Origin of the sequence: Janthinobacterium fluminis (assembly GCF_028595325.1) — a bacterium.
Classification (GTDB): domain Bacteria; phylum Pseudomonadota; class Gammaproteobacteria; order Burkholderiales; family Burkholderiaceae_D; genus Janthinobacterium; species Janthinobacterium fluminis.
On sequence record NZ_JAQQXR010000001.1, the window covers coordinates 1,045,307 to 1,063,689 of the forward strand.

Here is an 18,383-nt window from a genome sequence, read left to right on the forward strand (position 1 = left end):
TTCATTACTTGAGGAGCGGACAACTATGGAGGCTAGACTCTAAGCAAAACCGCTGCCATCACGCCGCCATACAACACAAACAGGCTGGCCGCGCAGGCGGCAAAGCCGTACTGGCCGCGTTTACGCTTGACTTTCTCGGCGGCCGTCCAGTTCATCGACACGGTGCCCAGCACCGGCAAGCCGCTCGCCTCGCGCAACTGGCTGGGGCTGAGGAAGGTTGGGCGGATCTGGCTGATCAGCAGCGCGGCGGCGGCGCCGGCCAGCAGCGCGCCGGCCAGCACGGCGCTGAACAGCAGCGGGCGGTTCGGGCCGATGGGGCGGAACGGCACCGTCGGCGGATCGATGATCTTGAAGGTCATCATTTCGGTCGCCGAGCTGAGCTCGCCCGACAGTTTCGCCACCTCGCGCCGCGCCAGCAGCTTGTCGTAGTTGTCCTTGTTGATCAGGTAGTCGCGGTTCAACTGGGCCAGTTGCGATTCCACCTCGGGCACGGCGTTGCTTTGCGCCAGCAGCCGCTCGTAGCGCAGGCCATATTCGCGCACGCGGGCCGTGATTGCCGCCACCCTGGCGTCGGCTTCGGTCAGCGCGACTTTCAACTGTTGCAGCATCGGGCTGTAATTTTTGCCGGGATCGGGGTTGGCGGAACGGGTCTGGGCTTCCTCCAGCTTGCGCGCCTCCAGCTGGGCGACCAGGCGTTTGGCCGCGATGATATCGGGATGCAATTCGGTGTACTGCATCCTCAGCGTATCGAGGTTCTTGTTCAGCGCGGCGATGCGGCCGTCGATTTCCGGATTGTCGATCGCCGACACGCTCGACTCCATGTCGAGCAGGGGCTCGTCGCCGGACACCTGGTTTTTGATGGCATTGCGGCTCTGTTCCGCCTCCGTCAATTCCAGTTTGGCATTATTTAAACTGTCCGAGGCCATTAATAACTGGCTGCCGTAATCAATGCCCTGGCGCGGCAGCAGTAAGTTATTCTTTATTTTGAAATCCTTGACCAGATTTTCAGCGGCCGACAATTTGTCTTCATAATTTTTGATCTGTTCTTCGATAAAGTCGATGGCTTTTTTTGAATCGCCTTGTTTCCCCTTGAAACTGCTTTCGACGAATATCGTCAATAAGGACTGCACGACGTCACGCACCAGTTTCGGATTCTTGTTGTTATACGCGATACTGTAAATATCGTAGGTATTGGTGCCGGTGATTTTGATTTTGCTCATTAACTCGTCGAGCTGCTGCTCGTGGTCGCGCGTGGTCTTGCCGTCGAGGTCCAGGTCGACCATGCGCATCACGCGCTCGACGTTGGGGCGGCTGAGCAGGGTGCGGCTCATGATGGACACTTGCTGTTCGATGTTGGGGATGCTGGTCATGCCGGACAGCAGCGGTTTGAGGATGCTCTGGGTGTCGACGAAGATGCGTGCCGTCGTTTGGTAGTCGTCCGGCATGCTGGCAACCCTGGCCCAGCCGACCAGCGCCACCAGCCACGCGGCGACGACGCCGTGCCATCGGTATTTCCAAATCCCTTTTAGACTGGAAAGTAATTGTTCAATCAATTCCTCCATTTCCAGTCTCCCCTAGGTGCCGCCATTATCGTATTCGATTGCGTCCGGCGCATCGCTACACTACCGGACAAATTATATGGCCGGCCATCGGCAAAACGCCTTTAACCTGTGCGCTTGTTGAGGCATGTCAAGAGCGCCGGGTATCTTCTTATCAATCATATGGATAAGGGGTGCGCTGTCGGGTTTTCAGCGATTCTGCTCCTGAACTTCCATCCATTCGAGAAAAGGGCGCTCCCATGAACCGCCACCGGCGTGAATTCGCAAAAAAACTGTGCGGCGCTGCGCTTGCGCTCGGACTGCTGGCCGGCTGCGCCGGGCGCTCGCTGGCGCCGCCGCCGGAGGAGCCGCCGCCCAGCGGCGACTACCTGATCGGCCCCGGCGATTCCGTCAACATCATCGTCTGGCGCAACCCCGAGGTGTCGCTGTCGGTGTCGGTGCGGCCGGACGGCAAGATCAGCACGCCGCTGGTCGAGGACTTGCAGGCCAGCGGCAAGACGTCGACCGAGCTGGCCCGCGACATCGAGAAGGCGCTGGCGAAATTCATCCAGCAACCGGTGGTCACGGTCATCGTCACCGGCTTCGTCGGACCGTATTCGGAGCAAATCCGCGTCATCGGCGAGGCGGCCAAGCCGCAGGCCCTGGCTTACCGTCTCGGCATGTCGCTGATGGACGTGCTGATCGCCGTCGGCGGCGTCACCGAATTTGCCGCCGGCAACAAGGCCAGCATCATCCGTGTACGCGATGGCAAGCAATACAAATTGCCGGTGCGCTTGAACGATTTGCTCAAGAACGGCGACATTTCGGCCAATGTCAACATGCGTCCGGGCGATGTGTTGTTGATACCGGAAAGCTTTTTTTGAGCCGGCGCCGGTGAATATTTTTTAGATAGTCGGGAACTTCTTCATTTTTTCCATTGTCACACGGCATTGGGTTCAGCTCGCCTTCGGTTACGGCGGGTTGCCACCAAACACAATGGGAGGAAAAAGATGAGCCAAGATGATCAACCTATCATTTCTTTCGAGACAACGGCCGGCATGAGCGATCTGGTCGTCGGCGAAGGTAAAGTCGATCCCGCCTTCGACCACAATCTGGACCAGCAACGCTTCAACATCCGTATGGCCAATTCGCGCGGCAAGCGCGAGGCGGCCAGCCTGCTGATCAAGAAGATGTACGGCTGGCGCGGTTATTCCGTCGATCCGGACGCCAGCCACGCGCTCAACAAAATCACGCTGTTCGCCGAAACCGAGGGCGCCACCGTCGGCACGATGACGCTGTGCCTGGACGACGCGGAGAGCGGCCTGCCGGCCGATGAAAACTTCCGCGACAAGCTCGACGAGCTGCGCGAGCGCGGCCGGCTGCTGTGCGAGCCGTCGCGCCTGGCCATCGACAAGGGCGTCACCAAGCGCGTGTTCGCCGCGCTGATCCACATTTCCTATATTTACGCCCACAATATCCACGGTTACACCGACTATGTGATCGAGGTCAATCCCCGCCACGTGGTGTTCTACAAGCGCATGCTGGGCTTCCAGGACTTCGGCGGCGAACGGCCGTGCACGCGCGTGGGCGCGCCGGCCGTGCTGCTGCACCTGGACCTCAGTTATATGGGCGAGCAGATCCGTAAATACGGCGGCTTGATGGAGTTGCATGGCAGTGAACGCTCGTTCTACCCGTATTTCTTCCCCACTTGGGACGAGCCCGGTATCACGGGAAGGCTGAAACAGGGGCGAACCTAGCGCCGCGGCAGCAGTTCGCGGATGAAATTGCCAGGGATCGCATACGTGATGCCGCTGGGCGCGCTGATGGCCGCTTCCTTCAGCCCCTTGACGTAGACCATGTTGATGACACCGTAGACCAGCCCCGTATCGGGGTCGTACAAAGGGCTGCCGCTGCTGCCGGGGTAGGCCGTGCCGTCGAGCTGGAACACCGAGTAGACGGGTTTTTGCAGCGGCTTGAGCAGCTTGGCGTCGAGCTTTTGCGCGCTCTGCGGCGGCATGATGACGGGCGTGATGGCCGACACGGTGGCGCGGTGCGTCACATGGTGCAGGCCGAGGATGACGCCGAGGGGAAAGCCGGTGAAGGCCATCGCCTGGCCTTCCTGGACCTTGGCCGAGTCGCCCAGTTGCAGCGCCGGCAAGGCAGCGCCGACCACGCGCAACTGGGCCAGGTCGTGTTCCTTGTCGACGGCGGTGACGACGCCGGAGCGAAATTGCGCCGTGTCGCCTTGGCCGACGAGGATGCCGAGGGTTTCGCGGTTTTCGATGTCGAGGGTTTTTTGCACCACGTGGGCGGCCGTCAGCACCGTCAGGCCGTCGCCGACGACGAAGCCGGTACCGACGAAAATGAGCGCCGGGCTGCGGGTTTTCTGGAAGCTGCCGATGCCGACGATGGACGGTTTGACGCTTTCGATGACGCGCGCCAGCTGGTCGGCGCCGGCCGGCGCGGCGGCGGCCAGGAAAAGCAATGCGGCGGCGGTTTTCATGGCGCGACTCCCTTGGGCGGTGGCGCGCCGCCGGCGGGCTGCGCGATGGAGCAATACAGGACGAGGAAAAACAGCAGGCTCACGCGCGGCACGTCGAGCAGGCTGTCGAACAGGCCGACGACGAGAAAGCCGGCCAGCGCCGCCATGTACACGGGCGCCGCCGCGTCGCCGCGCCACGCCGGCCGCGCCAGTTGTCCGAGCGCGCAGGCGAGCAGCGACAGCATCGCCAGCAGGCCGGCCCAGCCGAGCTCGAAATACAGGTTCAGCGCGAAATTCTTGATGTGCCAGGGCAGATGCTGGCGGTCGCTGCTGAAGAACCAGTAGTTGTTGGCGTCGGAGAAGCCGCCGTTGCGCAGCAGTTCGCCGTTGTCCGCCTCGTCGCGCAGGCTCAGGTTGTCGATGTCGACGCTGCCGTGCGGGCCGGCCGCGGCGATTTCTAGCTGCACGGGCGCGCGCAGGGCCCAGGCGCCCCGGCCCAGCGTGGCCGAATCGAGCACCATCCGGTAGTGGCGCCAGCCGGCGCCGCCCGGCGGCAGCCGCAGCGGCGCGCTGACGCAGTTTTGCTGATACAGCAACAGGCGTTCGCACAGCGCCGCCTGCAGCACCGGCATCGGGCCGCGCCGGCGCACGTCGAGCGCGAATACATAGCGGGTGCGCGGGCGCGGTTCGACGCGCTGCAACAGGCGCAGCACCTCGCCGTAGCCGAGCGTATATTGCCCCGTGCCGAGGCGCACGAAGCGGTTGCCCGGTTCGTCGGCATATTCGAGGGTGGCGGGCAGTTCGCCCTGCGGATGGCGCCAGAAGTAGTTGACGGGGAAGGTGCCCAGGCCCATGCCGAAGGCGCGGGTCGCGCCGTCGTCGTCCATCATCGCCAGCGCCTGTTGCCAATGGCGCAGGCGGTGGCGCAGGTCGCCGGCCGTGGTGGCGAAGCGTTCGCCGGCGTAATAGCTGGCGCTCACCGGTATGGCCAGCAGCAGCAACACGGCGGCACCGGCGGCGGCGATGGCCCCGCCGCCCTGCAACCGCCATAGCGGGCGGCGCAGCCGGGCGTTGATGGCGATCGGCAGCACGGCCAGCGCGGCGACCAGGGCGGCCGGCGCCAGCGCCGCGCGGCCGGCCCAGTGCCAGGCGATCCATACGGTGGCGTAGAGCAGGCAGGTGAAGGCGATCAGCGCGACGCTGGCGACATCTTGCTCTTGCGTCGGCGCCAGGCGCAGGCGCAGGAAGGCGGCGCCGAACGTCAGCGCGGCAAGTAGAAATAATAGATAGGGCGGCGCCAGCATGCCGCGCTCCGGCAGGCCGGCCGCCGTCAGTGCCGCGCCCAGCAGCGCGGCGGCGGCGCTGGCGCAGACGAAGGAGGCCGGCAGCAGGCGGCGCGGCAAGGGCAGCGTGGCCAGCATGGCGGCGGCGGCCAGCAGCACGGCGGCCGCCGCCATGCCGCGGTAGCCGCTGCCGGCGAACATGCGCGCCAGCGCGGCGGCGCCGAGCAGGGCCAGCAGCGCGCCGGCCAGCACGCTGCGCCGCTCGGCTGCGGGGCTGCGCAGCGCCAGCCGCAGCGGAAACAGCACCAGCAAGAGCAGGGAGCAGGCGAGGGCGGCAAAGAGGCCGCGCGAAAATGTCGTCAGGGCGGCGTAGGCGCCCAGCGCCAGCAGCGCCAGCGCGGCCGCCGTCCTGGGCCGTGGCTGCGGCGTCAGCAGCCATGCGGCGACGAAAGGCAGGCTCAGCGCCAGATAGCCATCCAGCGCCGCGCCGCCCGTGTGCATGGCGGAAAACGGCGCCGTGGTGCGGTAATCGCTGGAAAAATTCAGCAGGCCGGGAAACAGTGCGCGTTCCCGCAGCGCGGCCAGGCCGACCAGGGCCAGCCCGGTCAGCATGCCGGGCAGGAAGAGGCGGCGCAGATTGACGAGGCCGCATCCGGCCGTGCGCGTCAGCAAGGGGAGCAGCAGCACGGCCCAGCACCAGGACTTGCCGACGCGCAGGCTGTTGTAGGGGCTCAGGTAATTACTGAACGCGTTGACGTCGATGGCGGGCGGCGGCAGCATGGCCTTGAGCATGCCGAAGAGCCAGACCAGTGTCAGGGCGGCGATGCAGGCGGCGGCGAGGGCGGGCAGGCGCGCCAGCGGCGGCTGGTCGGCCAGGCGCCAGTAGCCGATCGCCACCGTGGCCAGCAACAGCAAGTCGATTTCTTCCAGAAAGAACCAGCCGGTCCACGGCGCCAGGTCAAGGGCCGGCAGCAGCGCCGGCAGGGCGAACAGCCAGAGCTGGGGGCGCCAGCACAGCAGGGCAATGTACAAAGCCAGGATCGGCGCCAGCCAGGTGCGCTCCAGCGGGTAGAAGCACAGCGCATACATGAAGGCGGCGCCGCAGGCGATGGCCAGCGGCTTGCCGGCGAGGACGAGTGGGCCGCTCACGGCGCGCGCGTGGTGGGGCGCTCTACAGTTGCGCCAGCAGCGCCTGGGCATCGGCGCGGCTGGGGAATTCCTTATTGGCCGCCAGCAGTTTTTCGAGCTGGCTGCGGGCCGCCTTCCTGTCGCCGGACTTCCACAGCGCCGCCCCGAGATGGTAGGCGATTTCGGGGGAGTGCGGCGCCAGCGTGCTGGCTTTTTGCAGCAGGGGCAGGGCGCGCGCCGTGCCGCCCTGTTCCAGCAGTATCCAGGCCAGCGTGTCGAGGACGGCCGGATTGGCCGCCTGCTGCGCATAGGCGCGCTCGGCCGTGGGCAGCGCGCGCTTGTCCTTGGCTTGCTGGTAGGCCCAGGCCAGGTCGTTCAAGGCAACGATGTTGTTCGGGTCTTGCTGCAACAGTTTCTCGTATTCGTCGATGGCCGCCTTGTATTGTTTGTCCACCAGCTTGCTTCCCGCCAGATAGAAGCGGGTCGACAAGTCCTGCGGATTGTCGCGCAGCCAGGCGCCGATGCGGGCGCTTGCCTCCTGGTTTTTGCCGGCCTGGACCAGGGCGCGGTGCACCTGGACCAGCAGCGGGCCGATCTTGCTGATGCCGTAAGCCTGTTCGTAGAGCTTCAAGGCGGCCAGCGGCTTGTTCTGCGCCATCAGCACGTCGCCTTCCAGCTTGAAGCCGGCCGGCAGTTCGGCGTGGCGCTTCTGCAGGCCCCGCGCCACCGCCAGCGCCTCGGCGTGGCTGCCCTTGGCCAGCAGCAAGGCCACCTCGGTCACTTCGGCGTCCAGCAAGTCCGGTTGCAGCGTCAGCGCGCGCCGCACCGACTGCAGCGCCCCGGCCAAGTCGTTGAGCGCCATCTGGATCGCCGCGATACGCATGTGCAGCATGGGCGAGGCCGTTTGCAGGCGCGCCAGTTTGCCGTAGCTGTTGAGCGCCGCCGCCAGGTCGCCGCTGCTGTATTCGATCTGCGCCCGCAGCGCCAGCGGATCGGCATTGTCGGGGTGGCTGGCCTGCAGTTTCTGCGCCAGCGTCAGCGCCTTGTTGATCTCGCCCGCCTGCAGGTAGTAGCTGCTCAGCAGGACGGCCGGCGCCAGCGCCTCGGGATTGTCCCTGCTGCCGCGCTCCAGCCAGCGCAGCGCCTCCGCCGGATTCTTTTGCGACGACGCCAGCTTGGCCAGCGCCGTCATCAGCGGCGCGCTTTTCGGCTCTTTCGCCAGCGCCGCCTCGAAGCGCTTGCGGGCTTGCTCCGGTTTTTTTTCGGACAGGTCGAGCTGGGCCAGGTTTTCCAGCGCCGGCAGGTAGAGCGGGTCGAGGCCGAGCGCCTGCTCGAAGGCGGCGCGGGCCTCGCCCAACTGGTTCCTGGCCAGGTGGACGCCGCCCTTCAGATTGTAGATCAGCGGATTGGCGGCCTGCTGCTGCTCCATCGCCTGCAGCGTCGCCAGCGCCTTGTCGTATTCCTTATTGCGCAGCAAGGTCATGGCCAGCATGATGCCCGTTTCCGTCTGCTTGCCGTCCAGCGCCGTCGCGCGCTCCAGTTCGGCGATGGCGCGCACGCTCTCGCCCATGCCCAGGCGGCTCACCGCCAGCGCCGCATGCAGCGGGGCGGCGTCGGGCGACAATGTGCTGGCGCGCTCGTAATAGGCGGCGGCCTGGGCGAAGCGGCGCGCGCGCATCTGCGTTTCGCCGGCCAGCGACAGCAATTCGATGTCGTCCGGGCTGGCTTGCAGCAGGGGCTCGATGATGCCGAGGACCTTGTCCAGGTCGCCGGATTTCAAGGCTATGCTGGCCAGCATTTTCGACGCATAGATGTGTTTCGGGTTCGCCTCCAAAAAACGCAGCAGATGCCGCTCGGCCTGCTGCGGCGCGCCCAGGGCCAGCTGGACGGCGCCGATCAGCAGCACGCTGGGCATGTGTTCCGGCGCAGCCCGCAACACTTGTTGCAGCCCTTCGAGGGCGGCCTTGTTGCGGCCTTCGCGGAAGTCGAGCAAGGCTTGCACGTGCAGCACGATCACGCTATTTGGCGCACTCTTGCGCGCCGCCTCGATTTCCCGCTTGGCTTCGGCGAATTTGCCGGCCTGGATGTGCAGATTGGCCAGGTCGACATGGGCGATGGCATTGTCCGGCCGCAGCCGCAATATCTGTTGATACACGCCGGCGGCGGCGTCGCTCTTGCCTTGCAGGCGCAGCAGATCGCCCTTCAGGCGCAGGCTGTCGAGGTCCTCGGGGTGGCTGGCCAGCGCCCGTTCGATCAAGCCGGCCGCCTTGTCGGGCTCGCCGCCGGCAATGGCGATGCGGGCCAGGCCGAGTAGCGCCTCGGCGGCGTCGGCCCGCTTGCGCAGCAGCAGCTCGAACAGCACTTGCGCCTGTTCGAGGTCGCCGCCGGCCAGATAGGCATTGGCGCGCAGCGCGATCACCTCGCTTTGCTCCGGACTGGACGGGGCGAGGCGGATTTCGGCCAGCACCTTGTCGGTCTGGCCCATCATGAGCATGGCCTTGCCCAGCGCGGGCATGATCTGCACCGGCGTGGCGCCCAGCGCCAGCGCGCGGCGCAACTCTTTTTCGGCCGACAGCGGATCGCCGGCGTCGATATACAGCTCGCCCAGCAACTGGCGGGCCGCCCGGTCGTCCGGCGCCGCCTGCAGCGCGTTTTTCAATTCGATGATGGCGGCCTTGAACTGGCCGCTGTGGCGGTATTGCTGCGCTTCGGCGATCAGTTCGACCGTGCTCGGCCGCCGGTGGCAGCCGGCCTGCGCGCCCAGCAGCAGCGCCGCGCAAAGGACGCTGCGCGACAGCGTCGCCAGGGCGGGGAGGTGACGGGGCATGATGTTCTCCAGGTCGGTTGGACGGCAACGCGCGTACAGGCAAGGGTAGGAAGAATGCGGCGGGCGCTCGTTGACAGCGCTCAAGACTTGCCGCTTTGCCCGCGCAATCGACGCCGCTTTGTCGCTTCTCAATAGGGCGCTTTTGCACGCCTCGTAAAATCGGCTCAGACGGCCGCTACCGTCCGTGCCGCCAGGCCGCGCCCGTGGCGCCGGCGCTTTTCCCGATCAAACCGCTGTGGGGTGGATACTATGGATGTGGTCGCTGTAGTAGGGCTCGGTTACGTCGGCCTGTCGCTGGCGGTGGCGTTCGGGACGCGCCAGCGCACCATCGGCTTCGACTTGTCGGAAAGGAAAGTCGCCAGTTACCGGCGCTGCATCGACCCGACCGGCGAACTGAGCGACGCGCAAATGCGCGCCGCCACCAAGCTCAGCGTCGGTTGCGACCCGGGCGAGCTGGCGCTTGCCGACTTCATCATCGTCGCCGTGCCCACGCCCGTCGACGACGCGCACCAGCCGGACTTCTCGGCGCTGATCGGGGCCAGCGAAACGGTGGGCCGCCACATGAAGCGCGGCGCCATCGTCGTGTTCGAATCGACCGTGTATCCCGGCGCCACCGAGGACGTCTGCATACCGCTCATCGAACAGTATTCCGGCCTGCGCTGGAAGGACGACTTCCACGTCGGCTTTTCGCCCGAGCGCATCAACCCCGGCGACAAGGAACACACGCTGGCGACGATACCGAAGATCGTCTCCGGCGACGACGCCGCGACGCTGGAGCGCGTGGCCAGGCTGTACCAGGGCGTGGTCGGCGCCGGCGTGCACCGCGCCACCAGCATCCGCGTCGCCGAGGCGGCGAAAGTGATCGAAAACACCCAGCGCGACCTGAACATCGCGCTGATGAACGAGCTGGCCCTGATTTTCGACCGCATCGGCATCGACACGCTGGAGGTGCTGGAGGCGGCCGGCACGAAATGGAATTTCCTGCCGTTCCGGCCCGGCCTGGTGGGCGGCCACTGCATAGGCGTCGATCCGTATTATCTGACGCATAAGGCGGAAATGCTGGGCTACACCCCGCAAGTGATCTTGGCGGGGCGCCGCATCAATGACGGCATGGCGAAATTCGTCGCCGAAAAGACCGTCAAGGAAATGGTGCGCGCCGGCTTCAAGCTGAAAGGTTCCTGCGTCAACGTGCTGGGTCTGACGTTCAAGGAAAATTGCCCGGACCTGCGCAATTCCAAAGTGGTCGGCATGATCCAGGAACTGCAGTCCTACGGCCTGGACGTGAATGTGCACGACCCGGTGGCCGATCCGCAGGAAGCGCTCGAAGAATACGGCATTACGCTGAAAAGCTGGGATCAGTTGCCGCGCGCCGAATCGCTCATCAGCGCCGTCGCGCACCGCCAGTTGATGGCGCGGCCGTTGGCCGAGGTTCAATCCAAAGTGCTCGACGCCGGCTGCTTCATCGACGTCAAGTCGCAGTACGATTTAGCCGCGCTGCGCGCAGCCGGCCTGAACGTCTGGCGCCTGTAATGTCCGCCGAACAGCAGCCCGGCGGCGCGGCGCAGACGCCCTACCAGACGGCGCGCCGGTATTTGCGGCAGACGCCGCGCCACTGGCTGGTCACCGGCGTTGCCGGCTTCATCGGCTCGCACCTGCTGGAGCACCTGCTGGCGCTGGGCCAGCGCGTCACCGGCATGGACAACTTCATCACCGGCCACCAGCACAATCTCGACCAGGTGCGCGAGGCCGTCGGCGATCAGGCGTGGACGCGCTTTCACTTTATCGAAGCCGACATCCGCGACCACGCCAGCTGCCTGCGCGCCTGCCAGGGCGTCGATTACGTGCTGCACCAGGCCGCGCTCGGCTCGGTGGCGCGCTCGATCGATGACCCGCGGCTGAGCCACGACATCAACGTCGGTGGCTTCGTGACGATGCTCGCGGCCGCCCGCGACGCCGGCGTCAGGCGCTTTGTCTACGCCGCTTCCAGCGCCACCTACGGCGACCACCCGGACTTGCCGAAGGTGGAGGAGCGCATAGGCCGGCCGCTGTCGCCATATGCGCTGAGCAAATTCGCCAACGAGTTGTACGCGGAAGTGTTTGCACGCTGTTACGGCACGGAGGCGATCGGTTTGCGTTACTTCAATGTGTTCGGGCCGCGCCAAGACCCGCAGGGCGCCTATGCCGCCGTGATACCGCAATGGGCCGCCGCGCTGATCGGCAATCGCCGCCTGGACATCAACGGCGACGGTGAAACCAGCCGGGACTTCTGCTTCGTCGCCAATGCCGTGCAGGCGAATCTGCTGGCCGCGCTGAGCAGCGATCCGGCCGCCGTCAACCAGGTGTATAACGTGGCGCTGAACGCCCGCACCAGCCTGAACCAGTTGTACCGGATGATGCGCGCGCTGCTGCTGGCCCGCTTTCCCCATCTGCAGCAGCACAAACCGCATCACGTCGGCTTCCGCAGCGGCGACGTGCGCCATTCCCAGGCCGACATCGGCAAAGCCGTGCGCCTGCTGGGCTTTGCCCCCACGCACGATCTGGAACGGGGGCTGCAGGAAGCGATCGACTGGTATGTCGGGCAACTGCCGGCGGCCGGCGGCTGATCAGACGAGGCTGTCGGGCCGGCCCTTATGCGACACGGTGCGCGCCAGCCCGCGGAAGTCGACCGTGTGCAGCGTCACCGGGCGGTGCCAGATGCGCCCCACATATTCCATCACGCGCTCGGCCTGGCTCAGTTCCAGGCCGCGGCCGTCGCGCTGGTGGTCGTGCCTTAATACGACGCTGGCGTCGTCGTGCAGTTGCGTGACGGCGATGCAGGGCGCGCCGTAATTGTATTTGCCGGCCAGGATAGCTTCGCGGATCGCGTGGATGTCGCGGTTGACGATGCGCGTTTCGCCGTCCTTGCGGCTTTCGTAGACGAACAGGTCGAGTTGTTCGACCATTTCCTCGTCGAGGTAGTTGCGGATGAAGCCGAAATCGTCTTCCTCGCGGCAAATGGCCCGCGCCGCCGCCACGCCGTCCCGCTCGATGATGCGCTCCCACAGCGAAAAACCCAGGTGGTAGGGATTCACGGACAGCGCCAGTTGCCGTTCGCCGGCGTAGGGGCGGACCACGTCGGAGTGGGATTTGATGGCCGACACGTACAGGTCGTGGGGCAGGAAGCTCGCTTCGCGCAACAGCCGCGCGTGCCAGTACGAGGCCCAGCCCTCGTTCATGATCTGGCAGGCGTATACCGGATAGAAGTAGAAAGCCTCTTCGCGCACGGCGAGGAAGATGTCGCGCTCCCAGTCGTCCAGTTCGGGCGCGTAGTTGGCGATGAACCAGAGCAAATCGTATTCCGGCTGCGGCGGGATGGCGGCCCGCAGGGCCGACGCCGGCGGCGCGGGCGGGGCCGTTTCGCCGGGCAGGTTCTGGAAGCGCTGGCGGAACGGGCCGGGCGCGATGTCCGGCGGCGGCGCCACGCTGACGGGATAACGTGGGCGGTGCAGCGTGGAGTTGACGTCGATGTGCGGCTCCAGCGCCAGCGCGGCGTCGAGCACGGCCTCGACCCGTTCCTGGCCGTAGCGGCTCAGCGCCGCTTCGATGCGGTGGGCGCGCGCCGCGCTTTGCTCCAGGATCTGGCTGCCCGCCATCGCCATGAAGCGGGTGAACAGCTGGTTGTTCTTGGCGAAGTCGGCGTGGCCCAGCACGTGCGCGGTGACGAGGGTGTTTTCGGCCAGGGAATTGCTGTCGACCATATAGGCGTGGCAGGGGTCGCCGGGAAACATCACCTCGAAGATGCGCGAATTGCCCATTTGCTGGTGCACCAGTTGGTGGATGTAGCGCACGCCGAAGGACCAGTGGCGCATGCGTACCGGCAAGCCATAGACGGCGATTTCCATCATGAAGCTGTTCGGCACCATCTCGAAGGCGACCGGATAGAAGTCCAGGCCCAGTTCCAGCGCCAGCGCCTCGATGCGGGCGCCGTATTCGGCCAGCTTGCCGGGGTCGGGGTTCATGGCTAGGCTTCCTCGGGCGCGATCTGGTGGACGAAGAATTTGCGGATGGCGCGCCAGACGTCGTCCGTGCTGGCCAGCACGCTGCTGTAGATGGGCAGGCCGCGCCGCTCCAGCTCGTTGCACAGGCGCCGCATCTCCGTTTCCAGCGAGCGCGGCATGCCCGGCACCGTCTCGACATAACCTATGTAGTTGAGCAGACCGCCCAGTTCGGACAGCGTTTGCGCGGCGGCGGCCCGGTCCTCGGTGAAGTTTTCGCCGTCCGAGGCGTAGAACATATAGGCGTTGTACTGGCCGCCGTCGTATTTGCCGCGCACCAGCTCGCGCGTCAGGCGGAAGGCGCTGGAGGCGATCGTGCCGCCTATGCCCGTGACCTGGAAAAATTCATTTTCGGAAAATTCCCAGGCCCGCGTCGTGTGGGCGATGAAGCGCGTCTCCACCTTCGCATAACTGCGGCGTATGCCTTGCAGGGCGAAGAAAAAGAAGGCTTTCGCCAGTTTGCGCTCGGCCTGCGTCATGCTGGCCGAAACGTCGACGACGAAGAAGACGACGGCGTTGGAGCTGGGTTTGGGGCGCATCACCAACTGGCGGTAGCGCAGGTCCTCGTTGGTGAACGCAACCGGATTGTCTTGCATCGCGCGGCGCTTGATGGCTTCCTTGACGGTGCGCCGGCGGTCCAGGCGCGAGCGGGCGCCGCGCTTGTCCCAGCCTTCGCGCACCAATTCGTGTTCGTCGATGACGGCGTTGTGTTTCGGCTTGAGGCGCGGCAGTTTCAGTTCGTCCCACAGCCAGTCCATGATGTCGTCGACGGAGAATTCCAGCAGCAGGCGCACCTCGCCGTCCTGGTTGCCGCCGCCCTCCTGGTCGGCGCCCGGTTCGGCGCCGGCGGCCCCGTGCGCCGGCCGCAGCACGTCGCCGGGCCGGCCTTCGCCCTGGCCGGCGCCGGTCGCGCTGCGCGTGTCGGCCAGGCGGAAGCGGGCGTGCTCGAGCAGCCGCACCGGCACTTGCACGGTGCGTTCCTGGGGCCCCGTGATCAGGTCGGGGCCGGCGATCAGGTCGGGCAGGTGGGCCTGGACCGCGTCGCGGACCTTCTGGTTGTGCCGCAGCCAATCGCGCGCGCCGCGGGAAAACAAGTCATACCATGTGTGTTGCGTGCTCTGCCCGGTCTGGCTCACTGTGCGCCTCTTTTGCTGTATTCATTCCTGCGCCAACAAAGTGGTGACGTAGTTGAGCGCCTCGCGGGCGCTGTGGCTGTCGTAGCCGTATTCGTCGACCAGCCGTTGTTCGACGGCTGAAATCTTGGCCTTGACCTCCTCGTCCGGGCGCTTGGCCGAGCTGACCAGCCGCAGCACGTCGCGCCTTTGTTCAAACAGGTATTGCTGTACGGCGTCGTTGAGCTGGATATGGCTGCCCAGGCCGAATTTCTCGCCGCGCTTGTAGGCGCCCATGGCCTTGCGCACCACCTCCTGGCGGAACGACTGCTTGCCGGAATCGGAAATGTGGATTTTTTCCTCGACGGCGCGCAGGAAACGTTCGTCGGGCCGCCTTTCCTCGCTGGTGATCGGGTCCTTGATTTGCCGGTTGTCGAGCATGGCCTCCACTTCGTCGAGATATTTGTTCAGCAAGTCCTGCGCCTCTTGTTCGAACGAGACGAACAGCGCCTTGTGCACGTCTTCCTTGACCCAGCGGTTGTAAAAGTCCTTGCGCGTGAGTACCAGGTAATCGACCCATTTGCGCTTGCGCTTGGCTTCGATGCGGGCATCGTTTTCGATGCCGTCCTTGAGCGCGAGCAAGACATCCATCGTGCTCAAGCTCCGCTGGTTCGAGGCGATGATGGCGTTCGACAGGGCGTTGATGACAAACCGCGGCGACACGCCGGCCAGTCCCTCGTCGGGCGCCTTTTCCCTGTCCTTGACCCGCTTCGCTTCGGCCCGGTTCACGCCCTCGACCTCCTCATCCGCGTAGATCCTGACTTTTTTCACAAGTTCCGCCTCTTTTTCCTCGCCCTCCTGCATGCGGCTCAGGATGGCGAACACGGCCGCCGCGTGCAAGACGTGCGGGTCGAGGTGGACGTCGCGGAAGGCCGGCGCCGCCGACAGGATCAGCTTGTGGTAGATGCGCGCCTCTTCGCGGTAGTTCAGCGTGTAGGGCACTTGCACGATGACCATGCGGTCCAGCAGCGCCTCGTTCTCGCTTTCCTGCAAAAACTTGCGGAATTCGGCCAGATTCGTGTGCGCCAGGATGGTTTCGTCGAGGAAGATCAGGGGGAAGCGCGACACCTTGACGTTTTTCTCTTGCGTCAGCGTCAGCAGCAGGTAGAGGAATTCACGCTTGACCTTGAGGATTTCTATCATTTCCAGCATGCCGCGGCTGGCCGCGTAAACGGCGCCCGACCACGACCATGCGCGCGGGTCGCCCTCGTCGCCGTATTCGGCGACCTTGGACAGGTCGACCGAACCGACCAGGTCGGCCAGGTCGGCCGTCGTCGGGTCGTGCGGCGCGTAGGTGCCGATGCCGCTGCGGCCCGCTTCGGAAATGTAGATGCGCTCGACCGGCATGCGCAGGAAGTCGCCGCCGTACTGCTGTTCCAGGCGGGCGCGGCAGTGCGGACAAGCCTCGCCGCTGACCTCGACGCCATAGGTGTCGCGGAAGCCGGCGCGCATGGTGTGCGGCACCAGGTGCAGCGGCGATTCGTGCACCGGGCAGCCGGCGATGCCGTACAGCGCGCCCGCCTCCGTGTAACTGTATTCCTCCAGGCCCCGCTTGAGCAGTATCACCAGCGTCGACTTGCCGCCCGACGGCGGGCCGAGCAGCAACAGCAGGCGGCGCCCGACCTCGGAGCCGGCCGCCGCCGCCTTGAAATAGGCGGCGACGCGGTCGATGGCGTCCTCGACGCCGAACAGCTCGTCGGCAAACAGGCGGCAACGAAAATGCCCGTCCTCATCCTCATAGCCGCTCCAGCGGATCATGTCCCAGATGTATTGATGCGAGCTGCGCGCCAGCTGGCAGGGCGCCGCCGGCAAGACTTGCTCGATGAATTGAGAAAACGTGCCGGACCAATGGCCCACCCGGTGTTCCTGGGTGAACGCGACAAGACGGTCCAGAAAATGCGCGCGCCGGTCGACGTCGCCGGCTGAAATTTCTTCACGATTGGTCGTCACATTTACTCCCGACATGAATGCGTTCAAGGTGGTGGCCGGTCGCCCGGCGCACTTAAAGTATATGGCGCTCGATGCCGGCACGGGCATGATGTCGCTCAATGAGACAGGCGGAACCACACTGGCGCAGGGGCTATTGCGGGGGAATTTCCGGCATGCCGGTTCAACCCACATCAATGCGGATTTGACGGGAAAAGGCACAGTGGCCGAGGGCGCCCGAGATCGCTTGGCGGCCCGCGCGCAAGGCCCGGCCCGTGCCGGGAAGACAGCGATCGGCGCAGTCAAGCAGGAGGCGATATGCAGCATAGTGATGAGAACGGCGCGGGCTTTAATGAACCGCCGGCCGGTCCGGGCCGCGGCGACGCCGGCGAGGATGCCATCGACCGGTTCGCCGCGCCGGAGCCGGGCGCCGGCGAAGCCGAGGTCGCCGCCGTCGCCGACGTCCAGGATGCCTTCGGCGGCATCAGCATGGAGTTGCTGGAGATGAAGCGCGGCATCGAGGCGGGCATGCGCGCGCAGATTGCCGCTTCGGCCGCGGCGCGCGCGCTGGACGCCTTCAGCGGCGCCGGCAACATCCAGGGCGTGGCCATCGGCCTGGGCGGGGGCGGCAGCGCGGGCGCGCCCGGCATGCCGGCGCTGACGCTGTATGTCGCCGAGCCGAGTTCCGTGGACCAGGTCAAGGCGGCCATCGTCGATACGATGGGCGTGCGCGCGGCCGCCAGCGACAGCGTGCCCGTGAACATCGTCGTCACCGGCGTCATCGACGCCCAGCCGCACCGCTTCCGTCTGCGTCCGGCCCCCGGCGGCGTGTCGGTCGGGCACTTCCGCATCACGGCCGGCACCATCGCCTGCCTGGCCGTCGGCCGCAGCGCGCCGCGCAACGCCCGTCTGATGATTTTAAGTAATAACCACGTGCTGGCCAATTCCAACAGCTCGGCCTTCGGCGATTGCATCGTCCAGCCCGGCCCCTTCGACGGCGGCCGTTGCCCGCAAGATCAGATTGCCGTGCTGGAGCGCTTTGTGCCGATCAATTTCGCCGGCGGCGTCAACTTCGTCGATTGCGCCACCGGCTGGGCCTGGCCGGACCGGGTGCGGCGCGAACTGGTGTTCCTCAGCGGCGGCGCGCCGGCCTTCTTCCGCATCAGCAATGCGCCGGTGGCGCCGGCGCTGGGCATGATGGTGGGAAAATCCGGCCGCACCACGCAACTGACCCAGGGCATGGTTGCCGGCATAGGCGCCACCATCAATGTCAATTATGGCGGCGGCAAGCTTGCCCAGTTCCAGGACCAGATCGCCATCACGGGCATAGGCGGCCCGTTCAGCGCCGGCGGCGATTCCGGTTCCTCCATCTGGACCTGGAATCCGCAGCGCAATCCGGTCGGCCTGCTGTTCGCCGGCGGCGGCAATATTACCTTCGCCAACCGGATCACCCGCGTGATGGCGGCGCTCGACATCAACCTTTTCACGTAAAATAAGCGGCAATGGGGGCAAGCCCGGGGGGGCGCGGCCGGTGTGCCGGCCCAACGTAGCGGAGGCGGCATATGGCAAACGATATCGACAGGCGGGCGAGAGCGCCGGAAGCGGTGGCGGGCGGCGAGGACGCCGCCATGCCCTACGAACCCGACGACGCCGGCTTTGCCGCGACGGCGCCGGTCGACGCGGCAAGGCGGCGCCACGAGCGCGCGCTGCTGGCCATCGACGGCGTGGAAGGCGTCGCCACCGGCCGCACGGCGTTGGGCAACGATGCGATCATCCTGTACTTGCGCGACGCCACGGTGCAAAGCCGGGTGCCGAGCCAGATCGAGGGCTTTCCCGTGCAAACCACCGTTACCGGGCCGATCAACGCCGGGCGCCGGCGCTGAAGCCGGCGCGTCGAACGCGACGATTGATGTTTCTCAAGGCCGAACTTGCGCAAATCGCTAGTCTTGGCCGGATGAAACGATGCGTTGCGGCGATCCGACTGGCGGGTCCG

Annotated in this window: 13 protein-coding genes; 6 read left to right on the plus strand and 7 right to left on the minus strand. The window is 65.8% G+C overall.

Annotation, left to right across the window (positions count from 1 at the left end; genetic code table 11):
- Positions 1–32: 32 nt before the first annotated feature.
- Complete coding sequence (locus OIK44_RS04625) at positions 33–1,562, minus strand: XrtA system polysaccharide chain length determinant (RefSeq protein ID WP_273669529.1); 1,530 nt, start codon at positions 1,560–1,562, stop codon at positions 33–35.
- A 236-nt stretch (positions 1,563–1,798) separates the two neighbouring features.
- Here OIK44_RS04625 and OIK44_RS04630 point away from each other — a divergent pair, with 236 nt between their 5' ends.
- Both OIK44_RS04630 and OIK44_RS04635 read left to right on the plus strand, forming a co-directional pair.
- Entirely contained in the window at positions 1,799–2,422 is a 624-nt protein-coding gene (locus OIK44_RS04630; RefSeq protein WP_273669530.1) for an XrtA/PEP-CTERM system exopolysaccharide export protein, read from the plus strand.
- A gap of 126 nt (positions 2,423–2,548) precedes the next feature.
- A complete protein-coding gene (locus OIK44_RS04635) occupies positions 2,549–3,295 on the plus strand; it encodes an N-acyl amino acid synthase FeeM domain-containing protein (protein ID WP_273669531.1) in 747 nt (248 codons plus the stop codon).
- Here the strand turns inward: OIK44_RS04635 and OIK44_RS04640 are convergent.
- From OIK44_RS04640 to prsT, 3 genes are read right to left on the minus strand one after another with little or no spacing between them, the layout of a single operon-like run.
- A complete protein-coding gene (locus tag OIK44_RS04640; protein WP_273669532.1) occupies positions 3,292–4,041 on the minus strand; it encodes a S1 family peptidase in 750 nt (249 codons plus the stop codon). The two genes, OIK44_RS04635 and OIK44_RS04640, sit on opposite strands and share 4 nt — an antisense overlap.
- Positions 4,038–6,452 carry a hypothetical protein gene (locus tag OIK44_RS04645; RefSeq protein ID WP_273669533.1) on the minus strand — a complete coding sequence of 805 codons (2,415 nt, stop codon included), beginning with the start codon at positions 6,450–6,452 and terminating at the stop codon, positions 4,038–4,040. Before OIK44_RS04645 ends, OIK44_RS04640 begins: the two co-directional genes overlap by 4 nt.
- A 22-nt stretch (positions 6,453–6,474) precedes the next feature.
- Positions 6,475–9,258 (minus strand): XrtA/PEP-CTERM system TPR-repeat protein PrsT, encoded by a 2,784-nt coding sequence (gene prsT, locus OIK44_RS04650; protein WP_273669534.1) that lies wholly within the window; start codon positions 9,256–9,258, stop codon positions 6,475–6,477.
- A gap of 249 nt (positions 9,259–9,507) precedes the next feature.
- On the opposite strand from prsT, the gene OIK44_RS04655 reads away from it, so the two are divergent.
- Complete coding sequence (locus OIK44_RS04655; RefSeq protein WP_273669535.1) at positions 9,508–10,788, plus strand: nucleotide sugar dehydrogenase; 1,281 nt, start codon at positions 9,508–9,510, stop codon at positions 10,786–10,788.
- Complete coding sequence (locus tag OIK44_RS04660) at positions 10,788–11,861, plus strand: SDR family oxidoreductase (RefSeq protein WP_273669536.1); 1,074 nt, start codon at positions 10,788–10,790, stop codon at positions 11,859–11,861. Before OIK44_RS04655 ends, OIK44_RS04660 begins: the two co-directional genes overlap by 1 nt.
- On the opposite strand, the gene OIK44_RS04665 is transcribed toward OIK44_RS04660, so the two are convergent.
- The 3 genes from OIK44_RS04665 to OIK44_RS04675 are packed head-to-tail and all read right to left on the minus strand — an operon-like array spanning position 11,862 to position 16,414.
- Positions 11,862–13,256, minus strand: coding sequence for a SpoVR family protein (locus OIK44_RS04665; RefSeq protein ID WP_273669537.1), 1,395 nt, complete (start codon positions 13,254–13,256; stop codon positions 11,862–11,864).
- 2 nt (positions 13,257–13,258) lie between these two features.
- Positions 13,259–14,428: a DUF444 family protein gene (locus tag OIK44_RS04670; protein WP_273669538.1), complete on the minus strand. Its 1,170-nt coding sequence runs from the start codon at positions 14,426–14,428 to the stop codon at positions 13,259–13,261.
- 21 nt (positions 14,429–14,449) lie between these two features.
- Entirely contained in the window at positions 14,450–16,414 is a 1,965-nt protein-coding gene (locus OIK44_RS04675; RefSeq protein ID WP_273669539.1) for a serine protein kinase, read from the minus strand.
- Positions 16,415–16,708: 294 nt separating this feature from the next.
- Between OIK44_RS04675 and OIK44_RS04680 the strand changes: the two genes are divergently transcribed.
- Together OIK44_RS04680 and OIK44_RS04685 are read left to right on the plus strand one after the other, a co-directional pair.
- Positions 16,709–17,881: a chymotrypsin family serine protease gene (locus tag OIK44_RS04680; RefSeq protein WP_273669540.1), complete on the plus strand. Its 1,173-nt coding sequence runs from the start codon at positions 16,709–16,711 to the stop codon at positions 17,879–17,881.
- A gap of 71 nt (positions 17,882–17,952) precedes the next feature.
- Positions 17,953–18,273, plus strand: a complete 321-nt coding sequence (locus OIK44_RS04685; protein ID WP_273669541.1) for a hypothetical protein — start codon at positions 17,953–17,955, stop codon at positions 18,271–18,273.
- Positions 18,274–18,383: the final 110 nt, after the last annotated feature.

Coding starts and splice junctions, on each gene's coding strand:
- OIK44_RS04630 (WP_273669530.1), top strand. CDS start 1,799: ATGAACCGCCACCGGCGTGAATTCGCAAAAAAACTGTGCGGCGCTGCG.
- OIK44_RS04680 (WP_273669540.1), top strand. CDS start 16,709: ATGCAGCATAGTGATGAGAACGGCGCGGGCTTTAATGAACCGCCGGCC.
- OIK44_RS04625 (WP_273669529.1), bottom strand. CDS start 1,562: ATGGAGGAATTGATTGAACAATTACTTTCCAGTCTAAAAGGGATTTGG.
- OIK44_RS04655 (WP_273669535.1), top strand. CDS start 9,508: ATGGATGTGGTCGCTGTAGTAGGGCTCGGTTACGTCGGCCTGTCGCTG.
- OIK44_RS04660 (WP_273669536.1), top strand. CDS start 10,788: ATGTCCGCCGAACAGCAGCCCGGCGGCGCGGCGCAGACGCCCTACCAG.
- OIK44_RS04685 (WP_273669541.1), top strand. CDS start 17,953: ATGGCAAACGATATCGACAGGCGGGCGAGAGCGCCGGAAGCGGTGGCG.
- OIK44_RS04635 (WP_273669531.1), top strand. CDS start 2,549: ATGAGCCAAGATGATCAACCTATCATTTCTTTCGAGACAACGGCCGGC.
- prsT (WP_273669534.1), bottom strand. CDS start 9,258: ATGCCCCGTCACCTCCCCGCCCTGGCGACGCTGTCGCGCAGCGTCCTT.
- OIK44_RS04665 (WP_273669537.1), bottom strand. CDS start 13,256: ATGAACCCCGACCCCGGCAAGCTGGCCGAATACGGCGCCCGCATCGAG.
- OIK44_RS04640 (WP_273669532.1), bottom strand. CDS start 4,041: ATGAAAACCGCCGCCGCATTGCTTTTCCTGGCCGCCGCCGCGCCGGCC.